This window comes from Streptomyces sp. NPDC054783 (genome assembly GCF_053611725.1).
In genome coordinates this window covers 1-23,078 of record NZ_JBSHAY010000028.1, presented here as the reverse complement: position 1 = coordinate 23,078, position 23,078 = coordinate 1, and the positions used below count along the sequence as shown (strand labels likewise).

The following is a 23,078-nucleotide window of genomic DNA, read 5'->3' as shown; positions in this document are numbered from 1 at the left end:
GCGCAGCCCCGGCATCCCGCGCTCCTTCCGGGTGCCGTTCTCGCCCGTCACGCCCCTGCTCGGCGTCGGATTCCGCGTCTGCATGCCGGGCAGCCTGGGCGCCGCACACCTGGATCGCCTTCGGGGCATGGATGGCGGCCGGGCTCGTCATCCACGGCCTCTACGGCATCCGGCACTCCAAGCTCGCCCAGACCTCCCCGGAAGACCTCGCATGACCGCCCTCGACCTCACCGCCGACGCCGTCACCCTCACCCGCGCCCTTGTCGACCTGCCCTCCGAGAGCGGGCGGGAGACGGAGATCGCGGACGCCGTCCGGGAAACCCTGCGCGCCCTGCCCCGTCTCACCGTCGACCGGGTCGGCAACTCCGTCGTCGCCCGCACCCACCTCGGACGCGGCGAACGCGCTCTGGTCGCCGGGCACCTGGCCACCGTCCCGGCTGCCGGAAACCTGCCCTCCCGGCTGGCCGACGGCCGTGTGCACGGGCTCGGCGCCTGCGACATGAAGGGCGGGGTGGCCGTCGCCCTGCGGCTGGCGGCCACCGTCTCCGCTCCCGTCCGCGACCTCACCTACGTCTTCCACGAGTGCGAGGAGGTGGAAGGGGACCGCAACGGGCTCGCCCGCATCGGCGCCGAGCAGCGCCGTCGCCGTACGGGCCGGGGGCGCCGGGAACGTCGTACCGGACGAGTGTGTCGTCACCGTCAACTGCCGTTTCGCGCCCAGTCGTTCGCCGCTGGATGCGGAGGCGTACGTGCGCTCGCTCTTCCCGGAGTACGAGGTGCGCGTCACCGAGGTCGTCGGCGGTGCCCTGCCGCACCTGGACCGGGTCGGCGGGCTCGTCGCCGCGCTCGGCGCCGAGCCGCGGCCCAAGCTCGGCTGGACGGACGTCGCCCGGTTCGCCGCGCTGGGCGTGCCCGCGCTCAACTACGGTCCCGGGGACCCCTCCCTCGCCCACACGGTGGGGGAGTGCGTCCCCGTGGAGCACCTCGAGCGGTGTGAATCCAGGCTCAGGGCGTGGCTGAGCTGAGCCCGCCCAGCGCCCTCAACTGCAGCCAGAGAACCAGCCGTTCGTCGGGGTCGTCCAGGTCGACCCCGGCGTGCTGCTGGAGCTGGCGCAGGCGGTAGCGGCAGGTGTTGGGATGGACGGCGAGGAGCTTCGCCGCGCCCGCCATGTCGCAGCCCGCGTCGAACCAGCAGACCAGGGTGCGGGCGTACTCCGTGCCGTGCGCGGCGTCGTACGCCAGCACCCGGCGCCAGGCGCCCGCGCTCAGCTCCCGGCGTTCGCCCATCACTTCGGCCAGCCGCAACAGCGTGACCCGGGGCCGTACCTCGTCCACGCCGGCCACCGGCAGGTCCGCGTCCAGCACCCGCAGCACCAGGTCCGCGTCCGCCCGGGAGTCCGCCAGCCCCGCCGCGTCCGGGACGACCTCGCCGAGCGCCGCCCGCACCGGCACCCGCAGCGCCTGCCCGGCCCGGGCCACGATGTCCTCGGCCAGCCTCTTGTGCCGTTCACCGGGGCCGGGCAGCACCGCGTACACCACCCCGTCCACCAGCACGCCGGCGTGCCGCCCGTAGCGCGCCTCGCACTGCAGGCGTACGACGTCCAGCAGGCGCAGCGCCGTGCGCTCGGCGTCCGGGACGCCGGCGGCGGAGTCGAGCACGAAGGCCGCCACCCGGGCGGGACCGGCGATGCCCAGGCGCTCGGCGGCCGTCGCCGCGTCCGCCGAGCCGCCCAGCAGCCGGCGCAGCAACTCGCTGCCCCGGTGCCGGGCCAGTTCCCGGGCCGCGCGCGCCCGCAGCAGGAGCAGGGCGGCCGTGGAGGCGCCCTGGGCGAGGGTGTCCTCGGCGTCCGGGGCGAGTGAGCCGCCGTCGATCACCCACACCGAGCCGAGCGTCTCCCCGCCGGCCCGTACCGGCATGGCGAGGCGGGGCAGGTCCCCGTCCGACAGCGCGGGCAGCCGGATCGGCCGGTCGGCGGCGAACAGCCGGCGGTACTGCTCGGTGTTGTCCGCGCCGGCCGGTACCTGGCGGCCGAGGATGCCCTGCCGGCGGTCCTCGTCCACCGGCTGGCCGGGGACGGTGGAGTAGGCGAGGATCCGCTGCCGTGGGTCCTCGACGGCGGTGGCCCCGCCGGCCGCCGTCGCGATCGCGTCGGCCAGCGCGAACAGGTCGCCGAGGCCGGTGTCGGAGGGCATGGCGGCGGGCTGGGCGGCGATGGCCGAGGCGAGCAGCAGATGGACGTGGTGCCAGGTCGCGTCCTCGGCGACCGACAGCAGCGCCACGCCGTGCGCCTCCGCCTGCGCGACCGGGCCGTCGGCGCCGCGCACCACCACCCCGGTCAGCCCGGCCTCGGCCGCCGCCCGCAGCAGCGGCCCGGACTCCGCCGCCGGGACGCCGACCGCGAGCAGGAGCGCGCCGGGCTGCCGGGGGAGCGGCGTCCGGCCGTCGTGGAGCACCGCCTCGGTCACCGGGACGGCCTGCCCGGCGGGGGCCGTGTGCAGGCGCAGGGCGGGGCCGCCGACGACGTCCAGGAGGTCACCGAGGGTGCAGGCGTTCATGCGGGTTCCCGGCGGGCGGTTGGCGGATGGTGAAACGAACGTACGGCGCGCGTTGGCCGCTCGCACAACGCGCGCGGGGCCGGCTCCTTCGAGACTCGTGCCATGACAGCAGGAGTCACCATCCGTACCGTCCACGACGTCGCCTCCCTCGCGGCCGTGGCCGACTACTTCAGCGACGTCTGGCGGACGCCCCGCAGCGCCCCGCCCTACCCGGCCGAGGTTCTGCACAGCCTGGTGCACGCCGGCGGCGCGGTGCACGGCGCGTACGACGGGCAGCGGCTCGCGGGCGCCTCCGTCGGCGTCCTCGCTGCCGACCGCAGCACGTACTCGCTGGTGGCCGCCGCCGAGCAGGGGCTCGGACACGCGGTGAAGCAGGCCCAGCGGGACTGGGCCCTCGGGGTGGGCGCCGGCACCATGCGCTGGACCTTCGACCCGCTGGTCGGCCGCAACGCCCGCTTCAACCTGGCCAAGCTGGGCGCCACCGGCACGGAGTACCTGGTCGACTTCTACGGTCCGATGACCGACGGCGTGAACGACGGCGACGAGAGCGACCGGCTGACGGTGACCTGGGACCTGGCCGCGCCGAGGGCGTCGTACGACGTCACGCCCCGTGGACCGGTCACCGCCGTCGCCCCCGACGGCGACTCCCTCGTCCGCCGCGACGAGCGGCGCGTCTGGTGCCGGGTGCCGGCGGACGTCGTCAAGCTGCGCGCCGCCGACCCGGCGCTGGCCCTGCGCTGGCGGTACGCGGTGCGCGAGGTGCTGCTGACGGCCTTCGTGGAGGGGTTCCGGGCCACCGGGATGTCCCGCGACGGCTGGTACACCCTCACCCGTGAGGGGGCCACGGCATGAAGCTGGAGCGCGTCGAGATCGTGCACGTCGCGATCCCGCTGGCCACCCCGTTCCGTACGTCCTTCGGGACGATGACGACGAAGGACACCTTCCTCCTGCACGTCGTCACCGACTCCGCCGAGGGCTGGTCGGAGTTCGCCGCCGATCCCGAGCCGCTGTACTGCTCGGAGTTCGTCGCCGGCGCCGAGATCGTGCTGCGCGACTTCCTGATCCCGCGCGTGGCGGCGCTGGGGGAGGTCACGACCGCCGCCCTCGCCCCGGCCATGGCGAAGATCAAGGGCCACGAGCTGGCGAAGGCGGCCCTGGAGACGGCGCTGCTGGACGCCGAGCTGCGCGCGCACGGCATGCCGCTCGCGACGTATCTCGGCGCGGTACGGGACCGGGTGCCCGCCGGGGTGTCGGTCGGCATCGGGAACTCGGTGCCGGGGCTGCTGGACGACGTCGAGCGCTACCTCGCCGAGGGGTATGTGCGCATCAAGCTGAAGATCGAGCCCGGCTGGGACGTGGAGCCGGTCCGCGCGGTCCGCGACCGCTTCGGTGACGCCCTGCCCCTCCAGGTGGACGCCAACACCGCCTACACCCTCGCGGACGCCGAACACCTGCGGCGCCTGGACGACTTCGGGCTGCTGCTGATCGAGGAGCCGCTGGAGGAGAACAACCTGTACGCCCACGCCCGGCTGCAGAAGCGTCTGCGCACCCCTGTCTGCCTGGACGAGTCCCTGCACCACGCCTCCGGCACCGCCGCCGCGATCGCGATGGACGCCTGCCGGGTGGTGAACGTCAAGCCCGCCCGGGTCGGCGGCTACCTGGAGGCCCGCCGGGTCCACGACGTGGCGCACGCGCACGGCGTCCCGGCGTGGTGCGGCGGCATGCTGGAGACGGGCATCGGCCGCGCTCCCAACCTGGCCCTGGCCGCCCTGCCCGGCTTCACCCTCCCCGGGGACACCTCCGCCTCGGCCCGCTACTTCGCCGAGGACATCACCGAGCCGTTCGTCCTGCGGGACGGCCACCTGCCGGTGCCGACCGCCCCCGGAATCGGCATCGAGCCCCTTCCGGAGGCCCTGCGCCGCTTCACCCGTCGGCGAAGGGACCTGTACGCGGCATAAGAGACAGCCGGTGGTCACGTTAGATTGATCCCGTGCTCTCACGTCTCACGCGTCCCCAGGCCGTAGCCGTCTGCGCTCTGCCCGTCGTGGCCCTGCTGGCCACGGCGGCGTTCGCACCGCTGCCGTTCTCGGTGGCGCAGCCCGGCATGACGGCGAACGTGCTGGGCGCGAACAAGGGCACCCAGGTGATCAACGTCTCCGGTGCGCCGGTCCGCAGGACCAGCGGGCAGCTGCGGATGGTCACGATCGTGGCGACCGGCCCGGACGCCCGGGTGAGCCTCGGTGACGTGGCCGGCAACTGGTTCCGCACCGACCGGGCGGTCATGCCGCGCGACGCGGTCTACCCGAGCGGCGACACCGTCAAGGAGATCGAGAAGCACAACGCGGCGCAGATGCAGCAGTCCCAGGACGCGGCGACCCGGGCGGCGCTGAAGTACCTGGGGCTGAGTGCCGACAAGGTCAAGGTCACGCTGAGGCTGGCCGACGTGGGCGGGCCGAGCGCGGGCCTGCTGTTCACCCTGGGCATCATCGACAAGCTGCACGGCGACGGCAGCGGCGGCGACCTCACGGGCGGTCGCACCATCGCGGGTACGGGCACGATCGACGCCTCCGGCAACGTCGGCGCGGTCGGCGGGGTGGCCCTGAAGACCCAGGCCGCCCGACGCGACGGCGCCACGATCTTCCTGGTCCCGAAGGCCGAGTGCACCGACGCCGAGGCAGAACTCCCGAAGGGCCTGCGCCTGATCCCGGTCACCACGCTCAAGGGAGCGGTGAACGCCCTTCAGACGCTGGAGAACGGCAAGGGGCCCGTGCCGAGCTGTTGAGCCGCAGTCGGCTTCCAGCGGATGCTGCCGGCGCAGGCGTCGCGCGTCATGCGTCATCGTGCCCGGCCGCCTGTTCCACCAGCGGGATGATCCGCAGCGGAACCGGGTTCTCCATGACGATCGCCGTGGACGCCCGGACGATGCCGTCGAAGCCGATGACCCGGTCGATCACCCGCTGGAGATCGGCGTTGGAGCGGGCCACCAGGCGGCACAGCATGTCGCCGCTGCCGGTGGTGGTCAGCAGTTCCAGCACCTCCGGCACGGTCGCCAGGTGTGCGCGGACGTCGGCGCCCTGGCCCTGCCGGATCTGCAGCGTGGCGAAGGCGGTGACCGGATAGCCGAGCGCCGCCGGATCCACCTGGGGGCCGAATCCCCGGATGACCCCGTTCGACTGAAGCCGGTCCAGGCGCGCCTGCACCGTGCCCCGGGCGACCCCGAGCCGCCGGGACATCTCCAGCACGCCGATGCGCGGCTCGCGGGCGAGGAGCACGATGATCCGCCCGTCCAGATGATCGATCGCCACGGCACCCCCAGGGATGGGCATCCTGTACAGAAAGACCGGCACTACGGTCGTACCACTGAACAGACTGCCCAGTGAACACGGAAACTATTGCGCACCTTGCAGAGTGGGTCCACGCTTCCGGCATGACGCAGACCACACACCACACTCCCGACACCGCCCGGCAGGCCGACCCCTTCCCGGTCAAGGGAATGGACGCGGTCGTCTTCGCCGTGGGCAACGCCAAGCAGGCGGCGCACTACTACTCCACCGCCTTCGGCATGAAGCTGGTCGCCTACTCCGGACCGGAGAACGGCAGCCGCGAGACCGCCAGTTACGTGCTCGAGAACGGCTCCGCCCGCTTCGTGTTCACCTCGGTGATCAAGCCGAGCACCGACTGGGGCCGCTTCCTCGCCCGGCACGTGGCCGAGCACGGCGACGGCGTCATCGACCTGGCCATCGAGGTCCCGGACGCCCGCGCCGCCCACGCCTACGCGATCGAGCACGGCGCGCGGAGCGTCGTCGAGCCGTACGAGGTCAAGGACGAGCACGGCACCGTCGTCCTCGCCGCGATCGCCACCTACGGCGAGACCCGCCACACCCTGGTCGACCGCTCCGGCTACGACGGCCCCTACCTGCCCGGTTACGTCGCCGCGAAGCCGATGGTCGCCCCGCCCGCCCAGCGCACCTTCCAGGCCATCGACCACTGCGTCGGCAACGTCGAGCTCGGCAAGATGAACGAGTGGGTCGGGTTCTACAACAAGGTCATGGGCTTCACGAACATGAAGGAGTTCGTGGGCGACGACATCGCCACCGAGTACAGCGCGCTGATGTCGAAGGTCGTCGCGGACGGCACCCTCAAGGTCAAGTTCCCGATCAACGAGCCCGCGATCGCCAAGAAGAAGTCCCAGATCGACGAGTACCTGGAGTTCTACGGCGGCGCCGGCGTCCAGCACATCGCGCTGAACACGGGCGACATCGTGGAGACCGTCCGCACCATGCGCGCGGCCGGCGTCGAGTTCCTCGACACCCCCGACTCCTACTACGACACCCTCGGCGAGTGGGTCGGCGACACCCGGGTGCCGATCGAGACCCTGCGCGAGCTGAAGATCCTCGCCGACCGCGACGAGGACGGCTACCTGCTGCAGATCTTCACCAAGCCGGTCCAGGACCGCCCGACGGTGTTCTTCGAGATCATCGAACGCCACGGCTCCATGGGCTTCGGCAAGGGCAACTTCAAGGCCCTGTTCGAGGCGATCGAGCGCGAGCAGGCCAAGCGCGGCAACCTGTAGGCCCGTCACGGGGTTCAGTTGGGCGGCGCCTGCGGCACGCCGCCCAACGCCCCCAACGCCGCCCTCGCCACCGGGACCCTCAACGGCGAGAAGTGCGGAGCCGATCCGGGTCGACCGAGCGGAGTACGGACGGGGTTCACACCGATGGCCGTGAGTGCGACCCTTTGATCATGAGCCGCATCGAAGCGCCCCGCTCCGAAGACGCCGTGGTCACGAGCGACCTCACTGACCGGCTCCTGGCCGGCCTGCCCGCCGAGGCCGTGCTGACCGACCCCGACGTCACCGCCGCCTACGCCAACGACATGGCGAGCTTCTGCCCGGCCGGCACCCCGGCCGTCGTCGTCCTGCCGCGCACCGTCGAACACGTCCAGCACGTCATGCGCACCGCCACCGAACTGCGCGTTCCGGTGGTCCCGCAGGGCGCCCGCTCGGGCCTGTCCGGCGCCGCCAACGCCACCGACGGCTGCATCGTGCTGTCCCTCACCAAGATGGACCGCATCCTGGAGATCAGCCCCGTCGACCGGATCGCCGTGGTCGAGCCCGGAGTGATCAACGCGGCCCTGTCCCGCGCGGTCGAGGAACACGGCCTGTACTACCCGCCGGACCCCTCCAGCTGGGAGATGTGCACCATCGGCGGCAACATCGGCACCGGTTCCGGCGGCCTGTGCTGTGTGAAGTACGGGGTCACGGCCGAGTACGTGCTCGGCCTGGACGTGGTGCTGGCCGACGGCCGCCTGATGTCCACCGGCCGCCGCACCGCCAAGGGCGTCGCCGGCTACGACCTCACCCGCCTCTTCGTCGGCTCCGAGGGCTCGCTCGGCATCGTCGTCCGGGCTGTGCTGGCGTTGAAGCCCAAGCCTCCGCAGCAGCTGGTGCTGGCCGCCGAGTTCCCCTCCGCGGCGGCGGCCTGCGACGCCGTCTGCCGGATCATGGAGGGCGGTCACCTCCCGTCCCTCCTCGAACTGATGGACCGTACGACCGTCAAGGCGGTCAACGACCTCGCCCACATGGGCCTCCCCGAGACCACCGAGGCGCTGCTGCTGGCGGCCTTCGACACCCCGGACCCGGCCGCCGACCTCGCCGCCGTCGGCGCGCTGTGCGAGGCCGCCGGCGCCACCGAGGTGGTCCCGGCCGAGGACGCGGCCGAGTCGGAGCTGCTGCTGAAGGCCCGGCGGCTCTCGCTGACCGCGCTGGAGGCGGTCAAGGGCACGACGATGATCGACGACGTGTGCGTGCCCCGCTCGCAGCTCGGAGCGATGCTGGAGGGCGTCGAGCGGATCGCCGCGAAGTACGGCCTGACCATCGGCGTCTGCGCACACGCCGGCGACGGCAACACCCACCCCACCGTCTGCTTCGACGCCCAGGACGAGGCCGAGTCCCGGCGGGCCCGCGAGTCCTTCGACGAGATCATGGCCCTCGGCCTGGAGCTCGGCGGCACCATCACCGGCGAGCACGGCGTCGGCGTCTTGAAGAAGGAGTGGCTCGCCCGGGAGATCGGGCCGGTCGGGGTCGAGATGCAGCGGGCCGTGAAGCACGCCTTCGATCCCCTGGGCATCCTCAACCCGGGCAAGGTGCTCTGACCCTGGGGCGCTCACTGGGCGAGCAGCTGGTCGAGCGCGTCGTCGATGCCCAGCTGCCCGCCCTCGCCCCCCGGGGGCACGGCCCGCAGCGTCCGCTCCAGCCAGGCCGACACCTGCGGGACCGGCGCCTCCAGCAGCGCGTCCCCGTCCGGTGAGCTCAGCGCCATCAGCACGACACTGCGCCCCGCCACCTTCGACGGCCACACCTGCACGTCCCCCTGCCCGCACGGCCGGAACACACCCTCCACCAGCAGGTCGCGGGCGAACGTCCAGTTGACGGGACGGTCGGAGTTGATGTGGAAGGCGATGTGGACGGCGTACGGATCGTCGGAGCGGTAGCTCAGCCGGGCCGGCACCGGGATGCCGCGCTCCGGCGACAGGACGAGCCTCAGTTCCAGCTCCCGCTCCACCACGGTGTGATGCATGACCTGCGTGTCCTTTCTGTCGGGGCTTGGCCGGGTCCGCTCGGAACGGGCCCGCACCGGGGGAGAGCGGGCAGGGGCCGGGCCATTACGCGGGTTCGGGGAAATCTTTTTCGGGGACGTGCGGGAGCCGGGTACGGCGTTGCCCGGAAAGGGGTGGGTCCTGCGGGACTGGCGCTGCGGAGTGCCGCGGTCTGATAGATGTGGAGGCTCCCATCCCACCCCCGAGCAGATACGGGACGACGGACATGAGCGCCCCAACCCCGGCCCCAGGTGACGACAGGCCCCGCGAGGGCTACTACCCGGACCCGTCCATCCCCGGATACGTCCGGTACTGGAACGGCGCCTCCTGGGTGCCCGGTACCAGCCGCCCGGCGCCGAAGGACGGCGAACCGCTCACCCCGCCGCCCGGTGTCCGTCCCGCGGCCCCGGCCGTCGAGGAGACGGGCCCGCACTTCTTCGACGAGGACCCGGCCCCCACACCCTCCGGACAGCCCGGTGCCGGCGGTGCCGGCCCGTCCGCGGGGCGGTTCGGTTCCGCCGGGGACGGCGACGGGCGCACCGCCTGGGGTACCGACCCCCGGGTGCCCGCCGAGGGCTCGGCCCGGCCGGCCGGCCAGGCGGGCCGCACCGACGGCACGGCCTCGGTCCCGCCGGGGGAGGGCGTCGACCAGGACCCCGGCGGCACCTTCATCTTCCGCCGGCCGGTCCCGGGACCCGCGGCCGTGCAGGACGACGGCACGATGACGTTCCGCCCGCTACCCGGCCAGGGCCAGGGCGGGCAGCCCGGGTCCGGCCCGCAGGCCTCCGGCTTCGGACCGCACGGCGCGGCCCAGGGCCCCGGCTTCGCCGCGCCCGCGTCCGGTTCGGGAGCGGGTGGCCAGGACGCGGGTGCGGCCGGTTCGTCCGCGGCGCCCGGCGCCTACGCCCCGCAGACCCCCGGTGTCGGCACCGGGGCCGGTTCGGGCTTCGGCCCGCACGCCCCCGGCGCGGGGGCGGCGCCCGGTGGCTTCGGGCCGCAGGGCCCCGTCGGCGCACACACCCCGCCCACCGCGAACCCCGCCGCTGCCTCCCCGAACCCCGCCTCCCCGGCCGGAGGCCCCGGCTTCGGTGCCGGCAAGGCCGCCGCCGCCCGTGCCGCCGCCGCGCAGGCACCGCAGGCCCAGCCCGCACCCCCCGCCCAGGCGGCCGTCGCGCCCTCGGTGCCGGCGCAGGGCGGTGCCCCGGTCACCCCGGTGACCAGCGGATCCGGTGGCGGACAGGCGTCCTGGGCGCAGCAGGTGCACCAGCTGGCCGGTGGCGCGGACGACCAGCCCGTGGCGCCGTGGAAGCCGCCGGTGGAGGACCCGTTCCAGGCGGCCGCGCGCCGACAGGCCGCCGCCCGTCCCGCCGGACTCGCCAAGCGGTTCGCCGCCCGGCTGATCGACACCCTGGTCGTGGGCGCCGTGACGGCCGCCGCCGGCGTACCGCTCGGCATCAAGGCCGTCGACCACGTGCAGCAGAAGATCGACGCGGCCGAGCTGTCCGGCCGCGAGGTCACGGTCTGGCTGCTCGACGGCACGACCGCCACCAGTCTCGGCATCGTGCTCGCCGTCCTGCTGCTGGTCGGTGTCGGGTACGAGGCGCTGCCGACCGCCAAGTGGGGCCGCACCCTCGGCAAGAAGCTGCTCGGTCTTGAGGTCCGGGACATCGAGGCGCACGAGCCCCCCACCTTCGGCGCGGCGCTGCGCCGCTGGCTGGTCTTCAGCGTGCCCGGACTGCTCGGCATCGGGATCGTGGGCGTGCTGTGGTGCCTGTTCGACCGGCCCTGGCGCCAGTGCTGGCACGACAAGGCGGCGCACACCTTCGTCGCGGGCTGAGCGCGGGGCACGGCCGTACTCCGTACGGCCGTCCGCCGGATGCGGAGCCGGGGCGTTCGCGGTCCACTCGGGCCATGAGCAGCGAACCGCCCCCCGGCTCGGGAGAGCAGCCCCCCGAGGACGACCCGTTCAGGAAGCGGCCCCCGTCGGACCAGGGGTCGGGCTCGCCGTACGACACCCCGTACGGCGGCGCCGAGCAGCAGCCGCCGCCCGGCGGCGGGCAGCCTCCGGGCGGCGGCCAGCCACCCCCGTACGGGAGCGGCGAGCCACCGCCGCCGTACGGCAACCAGCCACCGCCCCCGTACGGCGGAGACCAGCCCCCTCCCTACGGAGGCGGACCCTATGGAGGCGGCCCCTACGGCACCGGTCCTTACGGCGCGGGCGCCGGTGGCTATCCCTCCGACCCGCTCGCCGGCATGCCCCCGCTCGCCGACAGCGGCAAGCGGACGCTCGCGCGGATCATCGACATGATCCTGGTCGGCATCGTCGTCTGGCTGCTCACCTGGGCGTTCGGAGTGCGCGAGTACACCGTCAACGACGACCACGTCGAGGTCGGCCGGTCCGTTGCGCAGTCCTTCGTCGCGGCCGTGCTGTACGTCGCGTACGACACGTTCATGATGACCCAGTACGGCCAGACCCTCGGCAAGAAGTGGTTCAACATGCGGGTGGCGAACCTGGACAACGGCGCCACGCCCTCGGTGCAGACGAACCTGATCCGCGCCCTGGTGCTGTGGCTGCCGTTCGCCTTCTGCTGTGCCTGTATCTGGACGGCGGTCTGCGGCGGTTGGAGCTACTTCGACAAGCCGTACAAGCAGGGGCTGCACGACAAGGCGGCCAAGACGGTGGTGGTCAGCACCGGTTGAGCGAATCGTCATGGGTGCCCATACGAAAGCGGCGGGTCCGTGGGGTCACGGGCCCGCCGCTTTCGTCTGCGCTCTGTTCACAGGGCGGTGGACACCGGCTGCTCCTGGGGCGCGGGTTCGGCGCCGCGCCCCCGCACAGCCTGGTCGTCGGCCGGTGCCTCGGCCGGTGCATCGGTGGTTGCCTCGGTCGTGCGGACCTTCGGCAGCGGCACCGTCATCGCCACGAGCAGCCCGAGGGCCAGCGCCGCGAAGGCGATGACGGTGACCCCGAGGCCCGAACTCGTCTGGGACAGCAGCAGCATGGCGAGCGTCGAGAAGATCACGGTGCATGAGCCGTAAACGAGCTGTGCGGCAGTCGGACGAGGCATGGCAATCGTGTCCTCGGAACTCTTCGGGGATTCTTCGGCGTATCGGGGCGTGCCATTCGACTCTCTTCGCGTGCATGCCCGAACGGGACGCCCGGTAAGCGTGACCTAACCCACGGTACCGGTGCACGGGGGGCGCACAGGAAGCACGGTATCCGTAAAACGGACGCCATCTCCGCATAGTGCACAGGGAGTGGCCGAGTCAAGGTCTGTCTTTTCTTCTAAACCTCTAGTCAAATGTCGTCACTTGACATGTGCCGAACAGGCGCAGGGGAGGAACTCAAGTGACCAGCAGATCCTGGACGTTCAGAGCGGCCGCGATCGGTGTGACGCTCGCGGCGGCCTCCGCGACATTCGCCACCTTCGCCGTCGCGGAGGCGAGCACCCAGACCCGGTCCGCGGCCGTCGACCGGCACGACCCGGCCCCGGTGCGACAGCGGGCACACGACCTCGACGGCCCGCTCAGCAAGACCCAGGAGGCCCAGCGCCAGGAGGCGCTGAGCCAACTCATATCCGGGAAGGCCAAGGCCCAGGACCGGGACGGCTCCAAGGTCGTGGCGCTGGGGAGCCGCAAGGGCAAGAGCAAGTACGTCGAGCTGAGCCGCGAGAAGACCGACAGGATCTTCACGATCCTGGTGGAGTTCGGGGACAAGACCGACCCGAAGTTCGGCGGCACGCCCGGCCCGCTGCACAACACCATCGCCGCGCCGGACCGCAAGAAGGACAACTCCACGGCCTGGCAGAAGGACTACAACCAGAAGCATTACCAGGACCTCTACTTCGGCACCGGCAAGAAGACCGAGTCGCTGAAGAAGTACTACGAGAAGCAGTCCTCGGGCCGCTACTCGGTCAACGGCGAGGTCACGGACTGGGTCAAGGTCCCCTACAACGAGGCTCGTTACGGCAACAACGCCTGCGGCCAGACCAACTGCCCGAGCGTGTGGAACGTGGTCAGTGACGGCCTGAACGCCTGGGTCGCCCAGCAGAAGGCGGCCGGCAGGACCGACGCCGACATCAAGAAGGACCTCGCCCAGTACGACCAGTGGGACCGCTACGACTACGACCACGACGGCAACTTCAACGAGCCCGACGGCTACATCGACCACTTCCAGATCGTGCACGCCGGTGAGGACGAGTCCGCGGGCGGCGGCGCGCAGGGCAAGGACGCGATCTGGGCCCACCGCTGGTACGCCTTCGGCACCGACGCCGGCGCCACCGGCCCCGCGGACAACAAGCTGGGCGGCGCCCAGATCGGCGACACCGGCATCTGGGTCGGCGACTACACCATCCAGCCGGAGAACGGCGGCCTCGGCGTCTTCGCCCACGAGTACGGCCACGACCTCGGCCTGCCCGACGAGTACGACACCGCCGGCGGCGACAACTCCACCGGCTTCTGGACCCTGATGTCCTCGGGTTCCTGGCTCGGCACCGGCAGGGAGTCCATCGGCGACCTGCCGGGCGACATGAACGCCTGGGACAAGCTGCAGCTCGGCTGGCTGAACTACGACAGCGCCAAGGCCGGTGCGCAGTCCACGCACAAGCTGGGCGTCGCCGAGTACAACACCTGGGACAAGCAGGCCCTCGTGGTCACCCTGCCGGACAAGGCGGTCACCACGACCATCACCCAGCCGGCCCAGGGCTCGGCCCAGTGGTGGAGCGGCAGCGGCAACAACCTGAAGAACACGCTGACCCGGTCCGTGGACCTGACCGGCAAGTCCTCGGCGAAGCTGGACCTGGACGGCTGGTGGGCCACCGAGGACGGCTACGACTACGTCTACACCGAGGTGTCGACCGACGGCGGCGCCAACTGGGCCGCCCTGGACGGCACGGCGGACGGCCAGGCCATCCCGCGTGACGGCAGCGGCAAGCCGGCGCTGACCGGCTTCTCGCAGACGCACAAGAAGCTGTCGTTCCCGCTGGACGCCTACGCGGGCAAGAAGATCGACCTGCGCTTCCGCTACGCCACGGACAGCGGTGTCGCGGAGAACGGCTTCACGGCCGACGAGATCACCGTGACCGCCGACGGCACGCCGCTCTTCTCGGACAACGCCGAGACACAGGACGCCGGTTGGACCGCGACGGGCTTCTCCCGCATCGGCGCGTCCTTCACCAAGGACTACAAGCAGTACTACATCGCCGAGAACCGGCAGTACGTGTCGTACGACAAGACGCTGAAGACGGGCCCGTACAACTTCGGCTTCTCGACGACCCGTCCGGGCTGGGTGGAGCACTACCCGTACCAGAACGGCCTGTTGATCTGGAAGTGGGACACCTCCGAGGCGGACAACAACACCAACAGCACCAACGGTCACCCGGGTTCCGGTCTCATCCTGCCGGTCGACTCGCACCCGACGGCGCTGAAGTGGTCCGACGGCACGCTGATGCGCAACCGCATGCAGGCGTACGACTCGCCGTTCAGCCTGTACGGCACGGACGGCATCACGCTGCACAAGGCGGACGTCGCGACGGTGATCAAGGCGTCGAAGGGGGTGCCGGTCTTCAACGACCACACCAGCAACTACTACGACCTGTCGAACCCCACCGGGGGTGTGAAGGTCACTGACACCAACACCAAGATCACGATCGTCAAGGAAGCCAAGAACGGCTCGACGATCTTGCTCAAGGTCGGTCCGGCGGTGAAGTAGTCCGCATTTCCGCAGGTCAGAAGCGTATCGGCGGCAACCTCTTGGCGGGTTGCCGCCGATCGTGTTTAGGTGCGTGCTGTGGACCGCTTATTGACACCGACCGAAACGGGGATGTGACCGCATGGCCGCTGGAGGCTTCTGCAAGCTGCCGAACGGCACGGTCGTGGTGGCGCTGAACCTGCCCTACGGCTCCGCCGCGGTGCGGGTACTGGTGCACGCCCAGAACCGCGCCCGAGCCCTGACCAGGCTGCGCAACCTGGGGTTGCGCGCGATCTACCTCCGGGGGAACGCCGCGCCTCCCACGCCGGACGAGATCACCGCCGTACTGCACCACCCGGACGGCCTGATATGGCGCACGGCACCGGCCGACAACGGTGTCATCGTCAACGAACTGTGGCATCCCATCCGGGCGCTTCTTCGCAGATCAGCGGTGGTTCAGTGACCCTCAGCCACTGACCACGGGCTTGCCCGTCAGCTCCACGCCCGCCTCCCGCATCTCCTCCAGGGCCCTCTCCGTCGTCTCCGGAGCCACCCCGGCCGTCAGGTCCAGCAGGACCTGGGTGCGGAAGCCCTTCCGCACCGCGTCCAGTGCGGTGGCGCGTACGCAGTGGTCCGTGGCTATGCCGACCACGTCGACCTCGTCGATGTGGCGGGCGCGGAGCCAGTCGGCCAGACAGGTGCCGTTCTCCTCCTTGCCCTCGAAGCCGCTGTAGGCCGCCGAGTACTCCCCCTTGGAGAAGACCGCGTCGACCGCGCCGGAGGCGACGGCGGGGGCGAAGTTGGGGTGGAAGCCCACCCCCTCCGTGCCCGCGACACAGTGCGCGGGCCAGGAGCGGACGAAGTCGGGGTTGTCGGCGAAGTGGCCGCCGGGCGCGATGTGGTGGTCCCGGGTGGCCACCACATGGCGGTATCCGGTGCCCGCCGCCTGGCCGATCAGCTCGGTGACGGCGGCGGCCACGTCCGCGCCCCCGGCCACCGCGAGGCTGCCCCCCTCGCAGAAGTCGTTCTGCACATCTACGACGATCAAGGCGCGGCGCATGGTGGGTGTCCTTCGACTGAGGTGTAAGTAACTGAGCCTAGAGACTTACGGCCCCGTAGGGGAGGGGGCGTGGGGCGCGGACGGGCGGCGGTCCCGCCTTAGCTACCCGAGCGCCCGTTGACGTACTCCGTCGGAAGGACAGGTTCCCCTCGGGAGAGCTGGGTCGCGGACAGCGGCAAGTTCGCGCGGGCGGCGATGTGGCGGTCCCGGGGCACGTCCAGGGGTTCGCGGGCGACGACGTCCCCGCCCTTGATCAGCTGGACCAGGAGCCGGCGGTCGGCGAGGTCCGCCGGTACCGCGCCGGTGCCCACGACCTCGGCCTCCGCCACCCCGTCCTCGTCCAGCCGGCGCGCCGCCCACTTGCGGCCCCCCAGGGAGGTCTTGCCGCCGCTGGACTTCTTCGCGACCGGCACGAGCGGTGCCTTCGGGTCGGCGGTCTCGGCGCGGGCGACCAGCTTGTAGACCATGGCGGCGGTCGGGTGCCCGGAGCCGGTGACCAGCTGGGTGCCGACGCCGTACGCGTCCACGGGAGCGGCGGCGAGCGAGGCGATCGCGTATTCGTCCAGGTCGGAGGTGACCACGATCTTGGTGCTCGTGGCACCCAGCTCGTCCAGCTGCTGGCGTACCCGGTGCGCCACGAGCAGCAGGTCACCGGAGTCGATGCGGACCGCGCCCAGCTCGGGGCCGGCCACCTCCACCGCCGTACGGACGGCCTCGGCGACGTCGTAGGTGTCCACGAGCAGGGTGGTGCCCCGGCCGAGGGTGTCGACCTGGGCCTGGAAGGCGTCCCGCTCGCGGTCGTGGAGCAGGGTGAAGGCGTGGGCGGAGGTGCCGACGGTCGGGATGCCGTAACGGAAGCCGGCCGCCAGGTCGGAGGTGGTCGCGAAGCCGCCGACGTACGCGGCGCGGGCGGCGGCGACCGCGGCCAGCTCGTGGGTGCGGCGGGCGCCCATCTCGATCAGCGGGCGCTCGCCTGCGGCGGAGGCCATCCGGGAGGCGGCCGCGGCGATCGCGGAGTCGTGGTTGAGGATCGAGAGGATCACCGTCTCCAGCAGCACGCACTCGGCGAAGGTGCCCTCGACGCGCATGATCGGCGAGCCGGGGAAGTAGACCTCGCCCTCGGGGTAGCCCCAGACGTCCCCGCCGAAGCGGTAGTCGCCGAGCCAGCTCAGGGTCTGCTCGTCGACGATCCCCCGCTCGCGCAGGAAGCCGAGGACGTCCGCGTCGAAGCGGAAGTTCTCCACCGCGTCCAGCACGCGCCCGGTGCCCGCCACCACGCCGTAGCGCCGCCCGTCCGGCAGCCGCCGGGTGAAGACCTCGAACACGCTCCGCCGTTCGGCCGTACCCGCCTTCAGGGCGGCCTGCAGCATCGTCAGCTCGTACTGGTCCGTGAAGAGCGCCGTCGAGGGAACATCCACCGGCAGCCCAAGGTCCGCTGTGTTCATGGCAACCGATCGTACTCCCTTTTCGTCGGTGTGACGATTTCCGGGCTCCGTGGCAGCATGGGCACTGTGACGTCACCCGCGCCCGTAGAGATCGAACGCACCGAGTCGGCGGAGGAGGTCTTCGCCGTACCCGAGCCCGACGTCCCCTGGGTCACCATCGTGCACAACGACCCGGTCAACCTCATGAGCTACGTGACGTACGTCTTCCAGACGTACTTCGGCTACACCAAGGACAAGGCCACCAAGCTCATGCTCGACGTCCACCACAAGGGCCGGGCGGTCGTCTCCAGCGGCACGCGCGAGGAGATGGAACGCGACGTGCAGGCGATGCACGGCTACGGTCTGTGGGCCACCCTCCAGCAGGACCGGAAATGACCCGCCCCCGTCCGCAGGACCGGAAGTAGCGAACCCATTTACATGCCCGGACATTTCGAACCGCTTCCCGGCGGCGGCGCGGCCGTCGCACTCGACGACGTCGAGATCTCCATCATCCGGTCGCTGGCCGTCCAGTTGCTGGAGCTCATCGGCCCCGGGCCGGGCGCCGACAGCCCGAAGGACCCGCTCGCCGAGCTGTTCGCGGAGGGCCCGAGCGAGCCGCCCGCCGACCCGGTGCTCAGGAGGCTCTTCCCCGATGCCTACAGCGACCCCGAGCAGGCCCCGGACTCGCCGGCCCAGGCCGAGGAGCGGCGGGCCCACTCCGCCGAGTTCCGCCGCTACACCGAGAACGACCTGAGGGCCGGCAAGCGGGAGAACGCGCTCGCGGTGATCCGCAGCCTCGACGCGCTGGCGCCGGTCGACGAGGGCGGGGCGGTGCTGAACCTGTCGCCGGAGGAGTCCAGGCGGTGGCTGGGCGCCCTCAACGATCTCCGTCTCGCGATCGGTGCCCGGCTGGAGATCACCGACGAGGACGACACCGACCTGCTCTACCGGCTCCCGGACGAGGACCCGCGCAAGCCGATGGTGATGGCGTATCTGTGGCTGGGCGGCCTCCAGGAGACCCTGGTGACGACCCTTATGTCGTAGTCTCAGCCGTTTTCGTGTTCGCTCAGCGGACGCTCAAATCCGGATAACGATCCCGTCACCGTTGCGGCCTGGTTTGCCGCATTCGAGGGTTCTTTGTCCGTCTTTCCCTGTGGGGTGCGTCACAGCTCGCCTCCGTGATCAATATTGCGGCCGTGATAAATCTTCACGACCGCCCGGCCAACACCACCCATGTTCGGCCGGGTGCGCCACCGAGCCGACGACCGTCGGCCAGGCACGGGGCGGGATCGCGAATCCCGCCCGGCTCCATCAATCCGGGGGGATCGAAACCCGATCCGCGGCCGACGCGAAGGCCCGGGTCGGCATGGAGAAAGGCGCACCACACATGACCTCAGCGCAGGTCGACCAGCATCGCGACGGCGAAGAGGCCGCGCGGACAGCGGACGGCGAGGGCGGCGAGGGGTATCAGCGCGGGCTCGGGTCCCGGCAGATCCAGATGATCGCCATCGGCGGGGCCATCGGCACCGGCCTGTTCCTCGGCGCGGGCAAGGGTATTTCCAAGGCGGGCCCCAGCCTGATCCTGGCCTACGCCGTCGCGGGCCTCGTCATCTTCCTGATCATGCGCGCGCTCGGCGAGCTGCTGATGTACCGCCCGGTGTCGGGCTCCTTCTCGGAGTACGCGCGCGAGTTCATCGGCCCCTTCGCGGGCTTCGTCACCGGCTGGACGTACTGGCTGTTCTGGGTGGTCACGGGCATCACCGAGGTCACGGCAGCGGCCGCCTACATGACGTACTGGTTCGACATCCCGCAGTGGGTGTCGGCCCTGATCTTCACCATCGTGCTGTACGGCGCCAACCTGATCTCCGTGAAGCTCTTCGGCGAGCTGGAGTTCTGGTTCTCCATGGTCAAGGTCACCGCGATCATCGGCATGATCCTGATCTGCGCCGGCATCCTCACGATCGGCTTCTCCGACGCGGGCAGGACCGCCTCGGTGAGCCACCTGTGGAACGACGGCGGCTTCTTCCCGCACGGCGTCGGCAACACCCTGATGACCCTGCAGATGGTCATGTTCGCCTTCCTCGCCGTCGAGCTGGTCGGTGTCACCGCGGGCGAGTCCAAGGACCCCAAGAAGGTGCTGCCCAAGGCGATCAACACCGTGCCGTGGCGTATCGCCGTCTTCTACGTCGGCGCGCTGATCATGATCCTTTCGGTCGTGCCGTGGACCGAGTTCCACCCGGGCGTGAGCCCCTTCGTCGCCGCGTTCCAGAAGATGGGCCTGTCCGTCGGCGCCGGCATCGTGAACTTCGTCGTCCTGACCGCCGCGCTGTCCTCCTGCAACTCCGGCATGTACTCCACCGGCCGCATGCTGCGCGACCTGGCGCTCAACAGCCAGGGCCCGAAGGCCTTCACCAAGCTGACGCGCAGCGGTACCCCGCTGTTCGGCACGACGTTCTCCGCCGCGCTGATGCTGGTCGGCGTCTGGATCAACTACCAGTGGCCGGGCAAGGCGTTCGACTACGTCGTCTCCTTCGCGACCATCTCCGGCATGTGGGCGTGGATCGTCATCCTGTTGTGCCAGCTCCGCTACCGGTTCAAGGCGAACCGCGGGCTGCTGCCGCAGAGCGAGTTCCGCGCGCCCGGAGCGCCGTACACGAGCGTCTTCGCGCTGGCGTTCATCTTCATGGTGATCGTGTTCATGGGCATCGACAAGGACGCCCGGGTGTCGCTTTACTGTGCTCCGCTGTGGGCCGCGATCCTCGGCGTCTCCTACTGGGTGCTCAGGCGCCGCAACCCGGAGGCCGCGGCCTTCCGCAAGCGCTGACCATCCCCAGGGACGTCCAGCCGCACGGGGCTCTCGTGGTGCCCCGCGCGGCTGCCGCTCAGGACGTCCGGCATATGGGCCGTTCCGTACCAAGCCTCGGTACGGAACGGCCCTTCTGCTTATCCTGACGGACATGCTGACCATCACCCAGGCCCTCGTCGACCAGATCGTCGCCCACGCGCGCAAGGACCACCCCGACGAGGCGTGCGGCGTCGTGGCGGGCCCGGCGGGCTCGGACCGCCCCGAGCGCTTCATCCCCATGCTGAACGCGGCGATGTCGCCGACCTTCTACGAGTTCGACTCCGGCGACCTGCTCAAGCTCTACCGCGAGCTGGACGACCGCGACGAGGACCCGGTGGTCATCTACCACTCCCACACCGCCACCGAGGCTTACCCCTCCCGCACCGACATCTCCTACGCCAACGAGCCCGGTGCCCACTACGTCCTGGTCTCCACCCGGGACACCGACGACCTCGGCGACTTCCAGTTCCGCTCCTTCCGGATCGTGGACGGCGAGGTCACGGAGGAGGAGGTCACGGTGGTGCAGTCCTACTGATCTCGCTCATCGGACGAAATCCGTCCGGCATACGGGATCACACTCCGGGAGCCGGACCGGGAATCGATACGATGACCCCATGGTTCTTCTCGACGTGAGCGACAAGGCGCCGGGCATGCTGCTCGTGGCGCGGCTGCACGTCGACCTCTGCAGGCTGAACAGCGCCATCTGTTGATCCACCCCGCTGCCGCCGTCCGGCCGTGAGGCCGTGGCGCTCCCCCAGTGCTGGACGCCCGGGGGACCCCCAGCCGCTGCGCGCGCCTGACCGAACCGACGACACCTTCCGACAGGAGCCCTGAGCCATGGCCATCGAGGTCCGCATCCCGACCATCCTCCGCACGTACACGGACGGCCAGAAGGCGGTGGAGGGCGGCGGGAACACCCTCGCCGAGCTGTTCGCCGACCTCGAGACCCGGCACGCGGGCATCCAGGCCCGCATCGTGGACGAGGGCAAGCTGCGCCGCTTCGTCAACGTGTACCTGAACGACGAGGACGTCCGCTTCATCGACGGCATCGACACCAAGCTGTCGGACGGCGACACCGTGACGATCCTGCCGGCCGTCGCCGGCGGCATGCGCTGATCGGTCGCTGAGCAGCGATGCGCTACGACTCCCCGCTGGCCGCGGTGGGCAACACCCCTCTGGTGCGCCTGCCGCGGCTCTCGCCGTCCGCCGACGTCCGCATCTGGGCGAAGCTGGAGGACCGCAACCCGACCGGCTCGGTCAAGGACCGTCCCGCGCTGCACATGATCGAGCAGGCGGAGAAGGACGGCCGGCTCACCCCGGGCTGCACCATCCTGGAGCCCACCTCGGGCAACACCGGCATCTCCCTCGCCATGGCCGCCAAGCTCAAGGGCTACCGCATGGTGTGCGTGATGCCGGAGAACACCTCGCAGGAGCGCCGGGACCTGCTCGGCATGTGGGGCGCCGAGATCATCTCCTCCCCGGCCGCGGGCGGCTCCAACACCGCCGTACGCGTGGCCAAGGAGCTGGCCGCCGAGCACCCCGACTGGGTGATGCTCTACCAGTACGGCAACCCGGACAACGCGGGCGCCCACTACGCCACCACGGGCCCCGAGATCCTCGCCGACCTCCCCTCGATCACCCACTTCGTGGCCGGCCTGGGCACCACCGGCACCCTGATGGGCGTCGGCCGCTACCTGCGCGAGCACCGGCCGGGCATCCAGATCGTCGCCGCCGAACCGCGTTACGACGACCTGGTGTACGGCCTCAGGAACCTGGACGAGGGCTTCGTACCGGAGCTGTACGACGCCTCGGTCCTCACCACCCGCTTCTCGGTCGGCTCGGCCGACGCGGTCACCCGCACCCGTGAACTCCTGCAGCAGGAGGGCATCTTCGCGGGCGTCTCGACCGGCGCCGCCCTGCACGCGGCGATCGGCGTGGGCAGGAAGGCGGTCAAGGCGGGGGAGTCCGCCGACATCGTCTTCATCGTGGCCGACGGCGGCTGGAAGTACCTGTCCACCGGCGTCTACACGGCGGCCACCACCGAGGAGGCCATCGAGACGCTGCAGGGCCAGCTCTGGGCCTGACCCGCCTGAACTGCGTCTTGGCCCCCTCCTAATGAGGGGGCTAAGTCATTCCTATGGACGGGCAAAGAATTCCTTTGAGGTACTGCCGGTCAGGCGGTGGCCAAGGCTAGGTTCCTCCCGCACCTGACATGTCACGCTCACCCAGCGGGATGTCAGGTGTCTGCGAGTGTCATGCTCATGACTGCGCGGTTCTGCCGCCGCTACGCGCGTCACGGGCCTGCCAATCCAGTGCGAATCCCCACGTCAACCGGAGGCAGTACCCCATGCGTGAGTCACGCCCGACGCGGCGGAGACGGAGTCTGCGAAGACTCGTCGCCGTCGCCTTCCCCGCGCTCGCCCTGACCGTCGCCGGACTGGTCGCCGCACCGACCGCCGGTGCCCAGCCCGCGGCGTCCCACCCGCACCCCTCCAAGGTCACGCAGAACGCCAAGGCGCTGACCGACCCCCAGCGGCAGACCTTCCACTCGACCGGCAAGGCCGGCCAGAAGGTGCCGACCGAGCACCTGTGCGGCAAGGCCGAGCCGGGCCACGCGTCCTGCTTCGCCCAGCGCCGCACCGACATCAGGCAGCGCCTCGCCTCGGCGCTCGCCGCCGCGGCCCCCTCCGGCCTCTCCCCGGCCAACCTGCACAGCGCCTACAACCTGCCCACCGCGGGCGGTTCGGGCATGACGGTCGCCATCGTCGACGCCTACAACGACCCCAACGCCGAGTCGGACCTGGCCACCTACCGTTCCACCTACGGCCTGTCCGCCTGCACCAAGGCCAACGGCTGCTTCAAGCAGGTCAGCCAGACCGGTTCCACCACCTCGCTGCCGACCAACGA

General features: G+C 71.1%; 22 protein-coding genes and 2 pseudogenes. 18 read left to right on the top strand and 6 right to left on the bottom strand.

The window, feature by feature from the left end; translation table 11 throughout:
- Positions 1–211 precede the first annotated feature (211 nt).
- Positions 212–1,025 (top strand): annotated as a pseudogene (locus ACWGJ5_RS35045) (M20/M25/M40 family metallo-hydrolase).
- On the opposite strand, the gene ACWGJ5_RS35040 reads toward ACWGJ5_RS35045, so the two are convergent.
- Positions 1,006–2,556, bottom strand: coding sequence for a PucR family transcriptional regulator (locus tag ACWGJ5_RS35040; RefSeq protein ID WP_453313666.1), 1,551 nt, complete (start codon positions 2,554–2,556; stop codon positions 1,006–1,008). The pseudogene ACWGJ5_RS35045 and the gene ACWGJ5_RS35040 sit on opposite strands and share 20 nt — an antisense overlap.
- A gap of 102 nt (positions 2,557–2,658) precedes the next feature.
- Here ACWGJ5_RS35040 and ACWGJ5_RS35035 point away from each other — a divergent pair, with 102 nt between their 5' ends.
- From ACWGJ5_RS35035 to ACWGJ5_RS35025, 3 genes are read left to right on the top strand one after another with little or no spacing between them, the layout of a single operon-like run.
- Positions 2,659–3,408: a chorismate synthase gene (locus ACWGJ5_RS35035; RefSeq protein WP_453313665.1), complete on the top strand. Its 750-nt coding sequence runs from the start codon at positions 2,659–2,661 to the stop codon at positions 3,406–3,408.
- A complete protein-coding gene (menC, locus tag ACWGJ5_RS35030; protein WP_453313664.1) occupies positions 3,405–4,514 on the top strand; it encodes an o-succinylbenzoate synthase in 1,110 nt (369 codons plus the stop codon). The genes ACWGJ5_RS35035 and menC overlap by 4 nt, the downstream gene beginning before the upstream one ends.
- 32 nt (positions 4,515–4,546) lie before the next feature.
- Positions 4,547–5,338 carry a S16 family serine protease gene (locus ACWGJ5_RS35025; RefSeq protein WP_453313663.1) on the top strand — a complete coding sequence of 264 codons (792 nt, stop codon included), beginning with the start codon at positions 4,547–4,549 and terminating at the stop codon, positions 5,336–5,338.
- A 46-nt stretch (positions 5,339–5,384) separates the two neighbouring features.
- Here ACWGJ5_RS35025 and ACWGJ5_RS35020 read toward each other — a convergent pair whose 3' ends face one another.
- The gene (locus ACWGJ5_RS35020; RefSeq protein WP_453313662.1) at positions 5,385–5,861 is read right to left on the bottom strand and encodes an Lrp/AsnC family transcriptional regulator; all 477 of its coding nucleotides are present in this window, start codon (positions 5,859–5,861) and stop codon (positions 5,385–5,387) included.
- A 122-nt stretch (positions 5,862–5,983) separates the two neighbouring features.
- Between ACWGJ5_RS35020 and hppD the strand changes: the two genes are divergently transcribed.
- Positions 5,984–7,129, top strand: a complete 1,146-nt coding sequence (gene hppD, locus ACWGJ5_RS35015; protein ID WP_453313661.1) for a 4-hydroxyphenylpyruvate dioxygenase — start codon at positions 5,984–5,986, stop codon at positions 7,127–7,129.
- Between the two features lie 164 nt (positions 7,130–7,293).
- Positions 7,294–8,709 (top strand): FAD-binding oxidoreductase, encoded by a 1,416-nt coding sequence (locus tag ACWGJ5_RS35010; protein ID WP_372478022.1) that lies wholly within the window; start codon positions 7,294–7,296, stop codon positions 8,707–8,709.
- Between the two features lie 11 nt (positions 8,710–8,720).
- Here the strand turns inward: ACWGJ5_RS35010 and ACWGJ5_RS35005 are convergent, their stop codons facing one another.
- On the bottom strand, positions 8,721–9,134 hold the full coding sequence (locus ACWGJ5_RS35005) for an SsgA family sporulation/cell division regulator (protein WP_453313660.1): 414 nt from the start codon (positions 9,132–9,134) through the stop codon (positions 8,721–8,723).
- A gap of 245 nt (positions 9,135–9,379) precedes the next feature.
- Between ACWGJ5_RS35005 and ACWGJ5_RS35000 the strand changes: the two genes are divergently transcribed.
- Together ACWGJ5_RS35000 and ACWGJ5_RS34995 are read left to right on the top strand one after the other, a co-directional pair.
- Complete coding sequence (locus ACWGJ5_RS35000; protein WP_453313659.1) at positions 9,380–10,990, top strand: RDD family protein; 1,611 nt, start codon at positions 9,380–9,382, stop codon at positions 10,988–10,990.
- A gap of 74 nt (positions 10,991–11,064) precedes the next feature.
- Entirely contained in the window at positions 11,065–11,853 is a 789-nt protein-coding gene (locus ACWGJ5_RS34995) for an RDD family protein (protein WP_453313658.1), read from the top strand.
- 77 nt (positions 11,854–11,930) lie between these two features.
- Here the strand turns inward: ACWGJ5_RS34995 and ACWGJ5_RS34990 are convergent, their stop codons facing one another.
- Entirely contained in the window at positions 11,931–12,221 is a 291-nt protein-coding gene (locus tag ACWGJ5_RS34990; protein ID WP_453313657.1) for a hypothetical protein, read from the bottom strand.
- A gap of 281 nt (positions 12,222–12,502) precedes the next feature.
- On the opposite strand from ACWGJ5_RS34990, the gene ACWGJ5_RS34985 reads away from it, so the two are divergent.
- A complete protein-coding gene (locus ACWGJ5_RS34985; RefSeq protein ID WP_453313656.1) occupies positions 12,503–14,863 on the top strand; it encodes an immune inhibitor A domain-containing protein in 2,361 nt (786 codons plus the stop codon).
- Between the two features lie 121 nt (positions 14,864–14,984).
- Positions 14,985–15,305: a hypothetical protein gene (locus tag ACWGJ5_RS34980; protein ID WP_228621922.1), complete on the top strand. Its 321-nt coding sequence runs from the start codon at positions 14,985–14,987 to the stop codon at positions 15,303–15,305.
- A gap of 3 nt (positions 15,306–15,308) precedes the next feature.
- On the opposite strand, the gene ACWGJ5_RS34975 is transcribed toward ACWGJ5_RS34980, so the two are convergent.
- Both ACWGJ5_RS34975 and ACWGJ5_RS34970 read right to left on the bottom strand, forming a co-directional pair.
- Positions 15,309–15,902, bottom strand: a complete 594-nt coding sequence (locus tag ACWGJ5_RS34975; protein ID WP_453313655.1) for a nicotinamidase — start codon at positions 15,900–15,902, stop codon at positions 15,309–15,311.
- A 98-nt stretch (positions 15,903–16,000) separates the two neighbouring features.
- A complete protein-coding gene (locus tag ACWGJ5_RS34970) occupies positions 16,001–17,347 on the bottom strand; it encodes a nicotinate phosphoribosyltransferase (RefSeq protein WP_453313654.1) in 1,347 nt (448 codons plus the stop codon).
- A gap of 57 nt (positions 17,348–17,404) precedes the next feature.
- Between ACWGJ5_RS34970 and clpS the strand changes: the two genes are divergently transcribed.
- The 8 genes and pseudogenes from clpS to ACWGJ5_RS34930 all read left to right on the top strand — a co-directional run.
- On the top strand, positions 17,405–17,722 hold the full coding sequence (clpS, locus tag ACWGJ5_RS34965; RefSeq protein ID WP_189948983.1) for an ATP-dependent Clp protease adapter ClpS: 318 nt from the start codon (positions 17,405–17,407) through the stop codon (positions 17,720–17,722).
- A gap of 42 nt (positions 17,723–17,764) precedes the next feature.
- On the top strand, positions 17,765–18,370 hold the full coding sequence (locus ACWGJ5_RS34960; protein WP_453313653.1) for a DUF2017 domain-containing protein: 606 nt from the start codon (positions 17,765–17,767) through the stop codon (positions 18,368–18,370).
- Positions 18,371–18,713: 343 nt separating this feature from the next.
- Positions 18,714–20,150 (top strand): amino acid permease, encoded by a 1,437-nt coding sequence (locus ACWGJ5_RS34955; RefSeq protein WP_453313652.1) that lies wholly within the window; start codon positions 18,714–18,716, stop codon positions 20,148–20,150.
- Between the two features lie 133 nt (positions 20,151–20,283).
- The gene (locus ACWGJ5_RS34950) at positions 20,284–20,706 is read left to right on the top strand and encodes a Mov34/MPN/PAD-1 family protein (protein WP_453313651.1); all 423 of its coding nucleotides are present in this window, start codon (positions 20,284–20,286) and stop codon (positions 20,704–20,706) included.
- Positions 20,707–20,785: 79 nt separating this feature from the next.
- Positions 20,786–20,881, top strand: coding sequence for a putative leader peptide (locus ACWGJ5_RS34945; RefSeq protein ID WP_317774922.1), 96 nt, complete (start codon positions 20,786–20,788; stop codon positions 20,879–20,881).
- 127 nt (positions 20,882–21,008) lie between these two features.
- Positions 21,009–21,287, top strand: coding sequence for a MoaD/ThiS family protein (locus tag ACWGJ5_RS34940; protein WP_351809899.1), 279 nt, complete (start codon positions 21,009–21,011; stop codon positions 21,285–21,287).
- Between the two features lie 17 nt (positions 21,288–21,304).
- Positions 21,305–22,255, top strand: coding sequence for a PLP-dependent cysteine synthase family protein (locus ACWGJ5_RS34935; RefSeq protein ID WP_356034123.1), 951 nt, complete (start codon positions 21,305–21,307; stop codon positions 22,253–22,255).
- A gap of 263 nt (positions 22,256–22,518) precedes the next feature.
- Positions 22,519–23,078 (top strand): annotated as a pseudogene (locus tag ACWGJ5_RS34930) (hypothetical protein); the annotation flags it as partial.

Bases quoted from the DNA above. Each gene is read 5' to 3' on its own strand.
- ACWGJ5_RS34970 (WP_453313654.1), bottom strand. From the start codon at position 17,347: ATGAACACAGCGGACCTTGGGCTGCCGGTGGATGTTCCCTCGACGGCG.
- hppD (WP_453313661.1), top strand. From the start codon at position 5,984: ATGACGCAGACCACACACCACACTCCCGACACCGCCCGGCAGGCCGAC.
- ACWGJ5_RS34975 (WP_453313655.1), bottom strand. From the start codon at position 15,902: ATGCGCCGCGCCTTGATCGTCGTAGATGTGCAGAACGACTTCTGCGAG.
- ACWGJ5_RS35000 (WP_453313659.1), top strand. From the start codon at position 9,380: ATGAGCGCCCCAACCCCGGCCCCAGGTGACGACAGGCCCCGCGAGGGC.
- ACWGJ5_RS34995 (WP_453313658.1), top strand. From the start codon at position 11,065: ATGAGCAGCGAACCGCCCCCCGGCTCGGGAGAGCAGCCCCCCGAGGAC.
- ACWGJ5_RS35005 (WP_453313660.1), bottom strand. From the start codon at position 9,134: ATGCATCACACCGTGGTGGAGCGGGAGCTGGAACTGAGGCTCGTCCTG.
- ACWGJ5_RS34955 (WP_453313652.1), top strand. From the start codon at position 18,714: ATGACCTCAGCGCAGGTCGACCAGCATCGCGACGGCGAAGAGGCCGCG.
- ACWGJ5_RS34935 (WP_356034123.1), top strand. From the start codon at position 21,305: ATGCGCTACGACTCCCCGCTGGCCGCGGTGGGCAACACCCCTCTGGTG.
- ACWGJ5_RS34980 (WP_228621922.1), top strand. From the start codon at position 14,985: ATGGCCGCTGGAGGCTTCTGCAAGCTGCCGAACGGCACGGTCGTGGTG.
- menC (WP_453313664.1), top strand. From the start codon at position 3,405: ATGAAGCTGGAGCGCGTCGAGATCGTGCACGTCGCGATCCCGCTGGCC.
- clpS (WP_189948983.1), top strand. From the start codon at position 17,405: ATGGGCACTGTGACGTCACCCGCGCCCGTAGAGATCGAACGCACCGAG.
- ACWGJ5_RS34950 (WP_453313651.1), top strand. From the start codon at position 20,284: ATGCTGACCATCACCCAGGCCCTCGTCGACCAGATCGTCGCCCACGCG.
- ACWGJ5_RS34940 (WP_351809899.1), top strand. From the start codon at position 21,009: ATGGCCATCGAGGTCCGCATCCCGACCATCCTCCGCACGTACACGGAC.
- ACWGJ5_RS34960 (WP_453313653.1), top strand. From the start codon at position 17,765: ATGCCCGGACATTTCGAACCGCTTCCCGGCGGCGGCGCGGCCGTCGCA.
- ACWGJ5_RS34990 (WP_453313657.1), bottom strand. From the start codon at position 12,221: ATGCCTCGTCCGACTGCCGCACAGCTCGTTTACGGCTCATGCACCGTG.
- ACWGJ5_RS35040 (WP_453313666.1), bottom strand. From the start codon at position 2,556: ATGAACGCCTGCACCCTCGGTGACCTCCTGGACGTCGTCGGCGGCCCC.
- ACWGJ5_RS34945 (WP_317774922.1), top strand. From the start codon at position 20,786: ATGGTTCTTCTCGACGTGAGCGACAAGGCGCCGGGCATGCTGCTCGTG.
- ACWGJ5_RS35035 (WP_453313665.1), top strand. From the start codon at position 2,659: ATGACAGCAGGAGTCACCATCCGTACCGTCCACGACGTCGCCTCCCTC.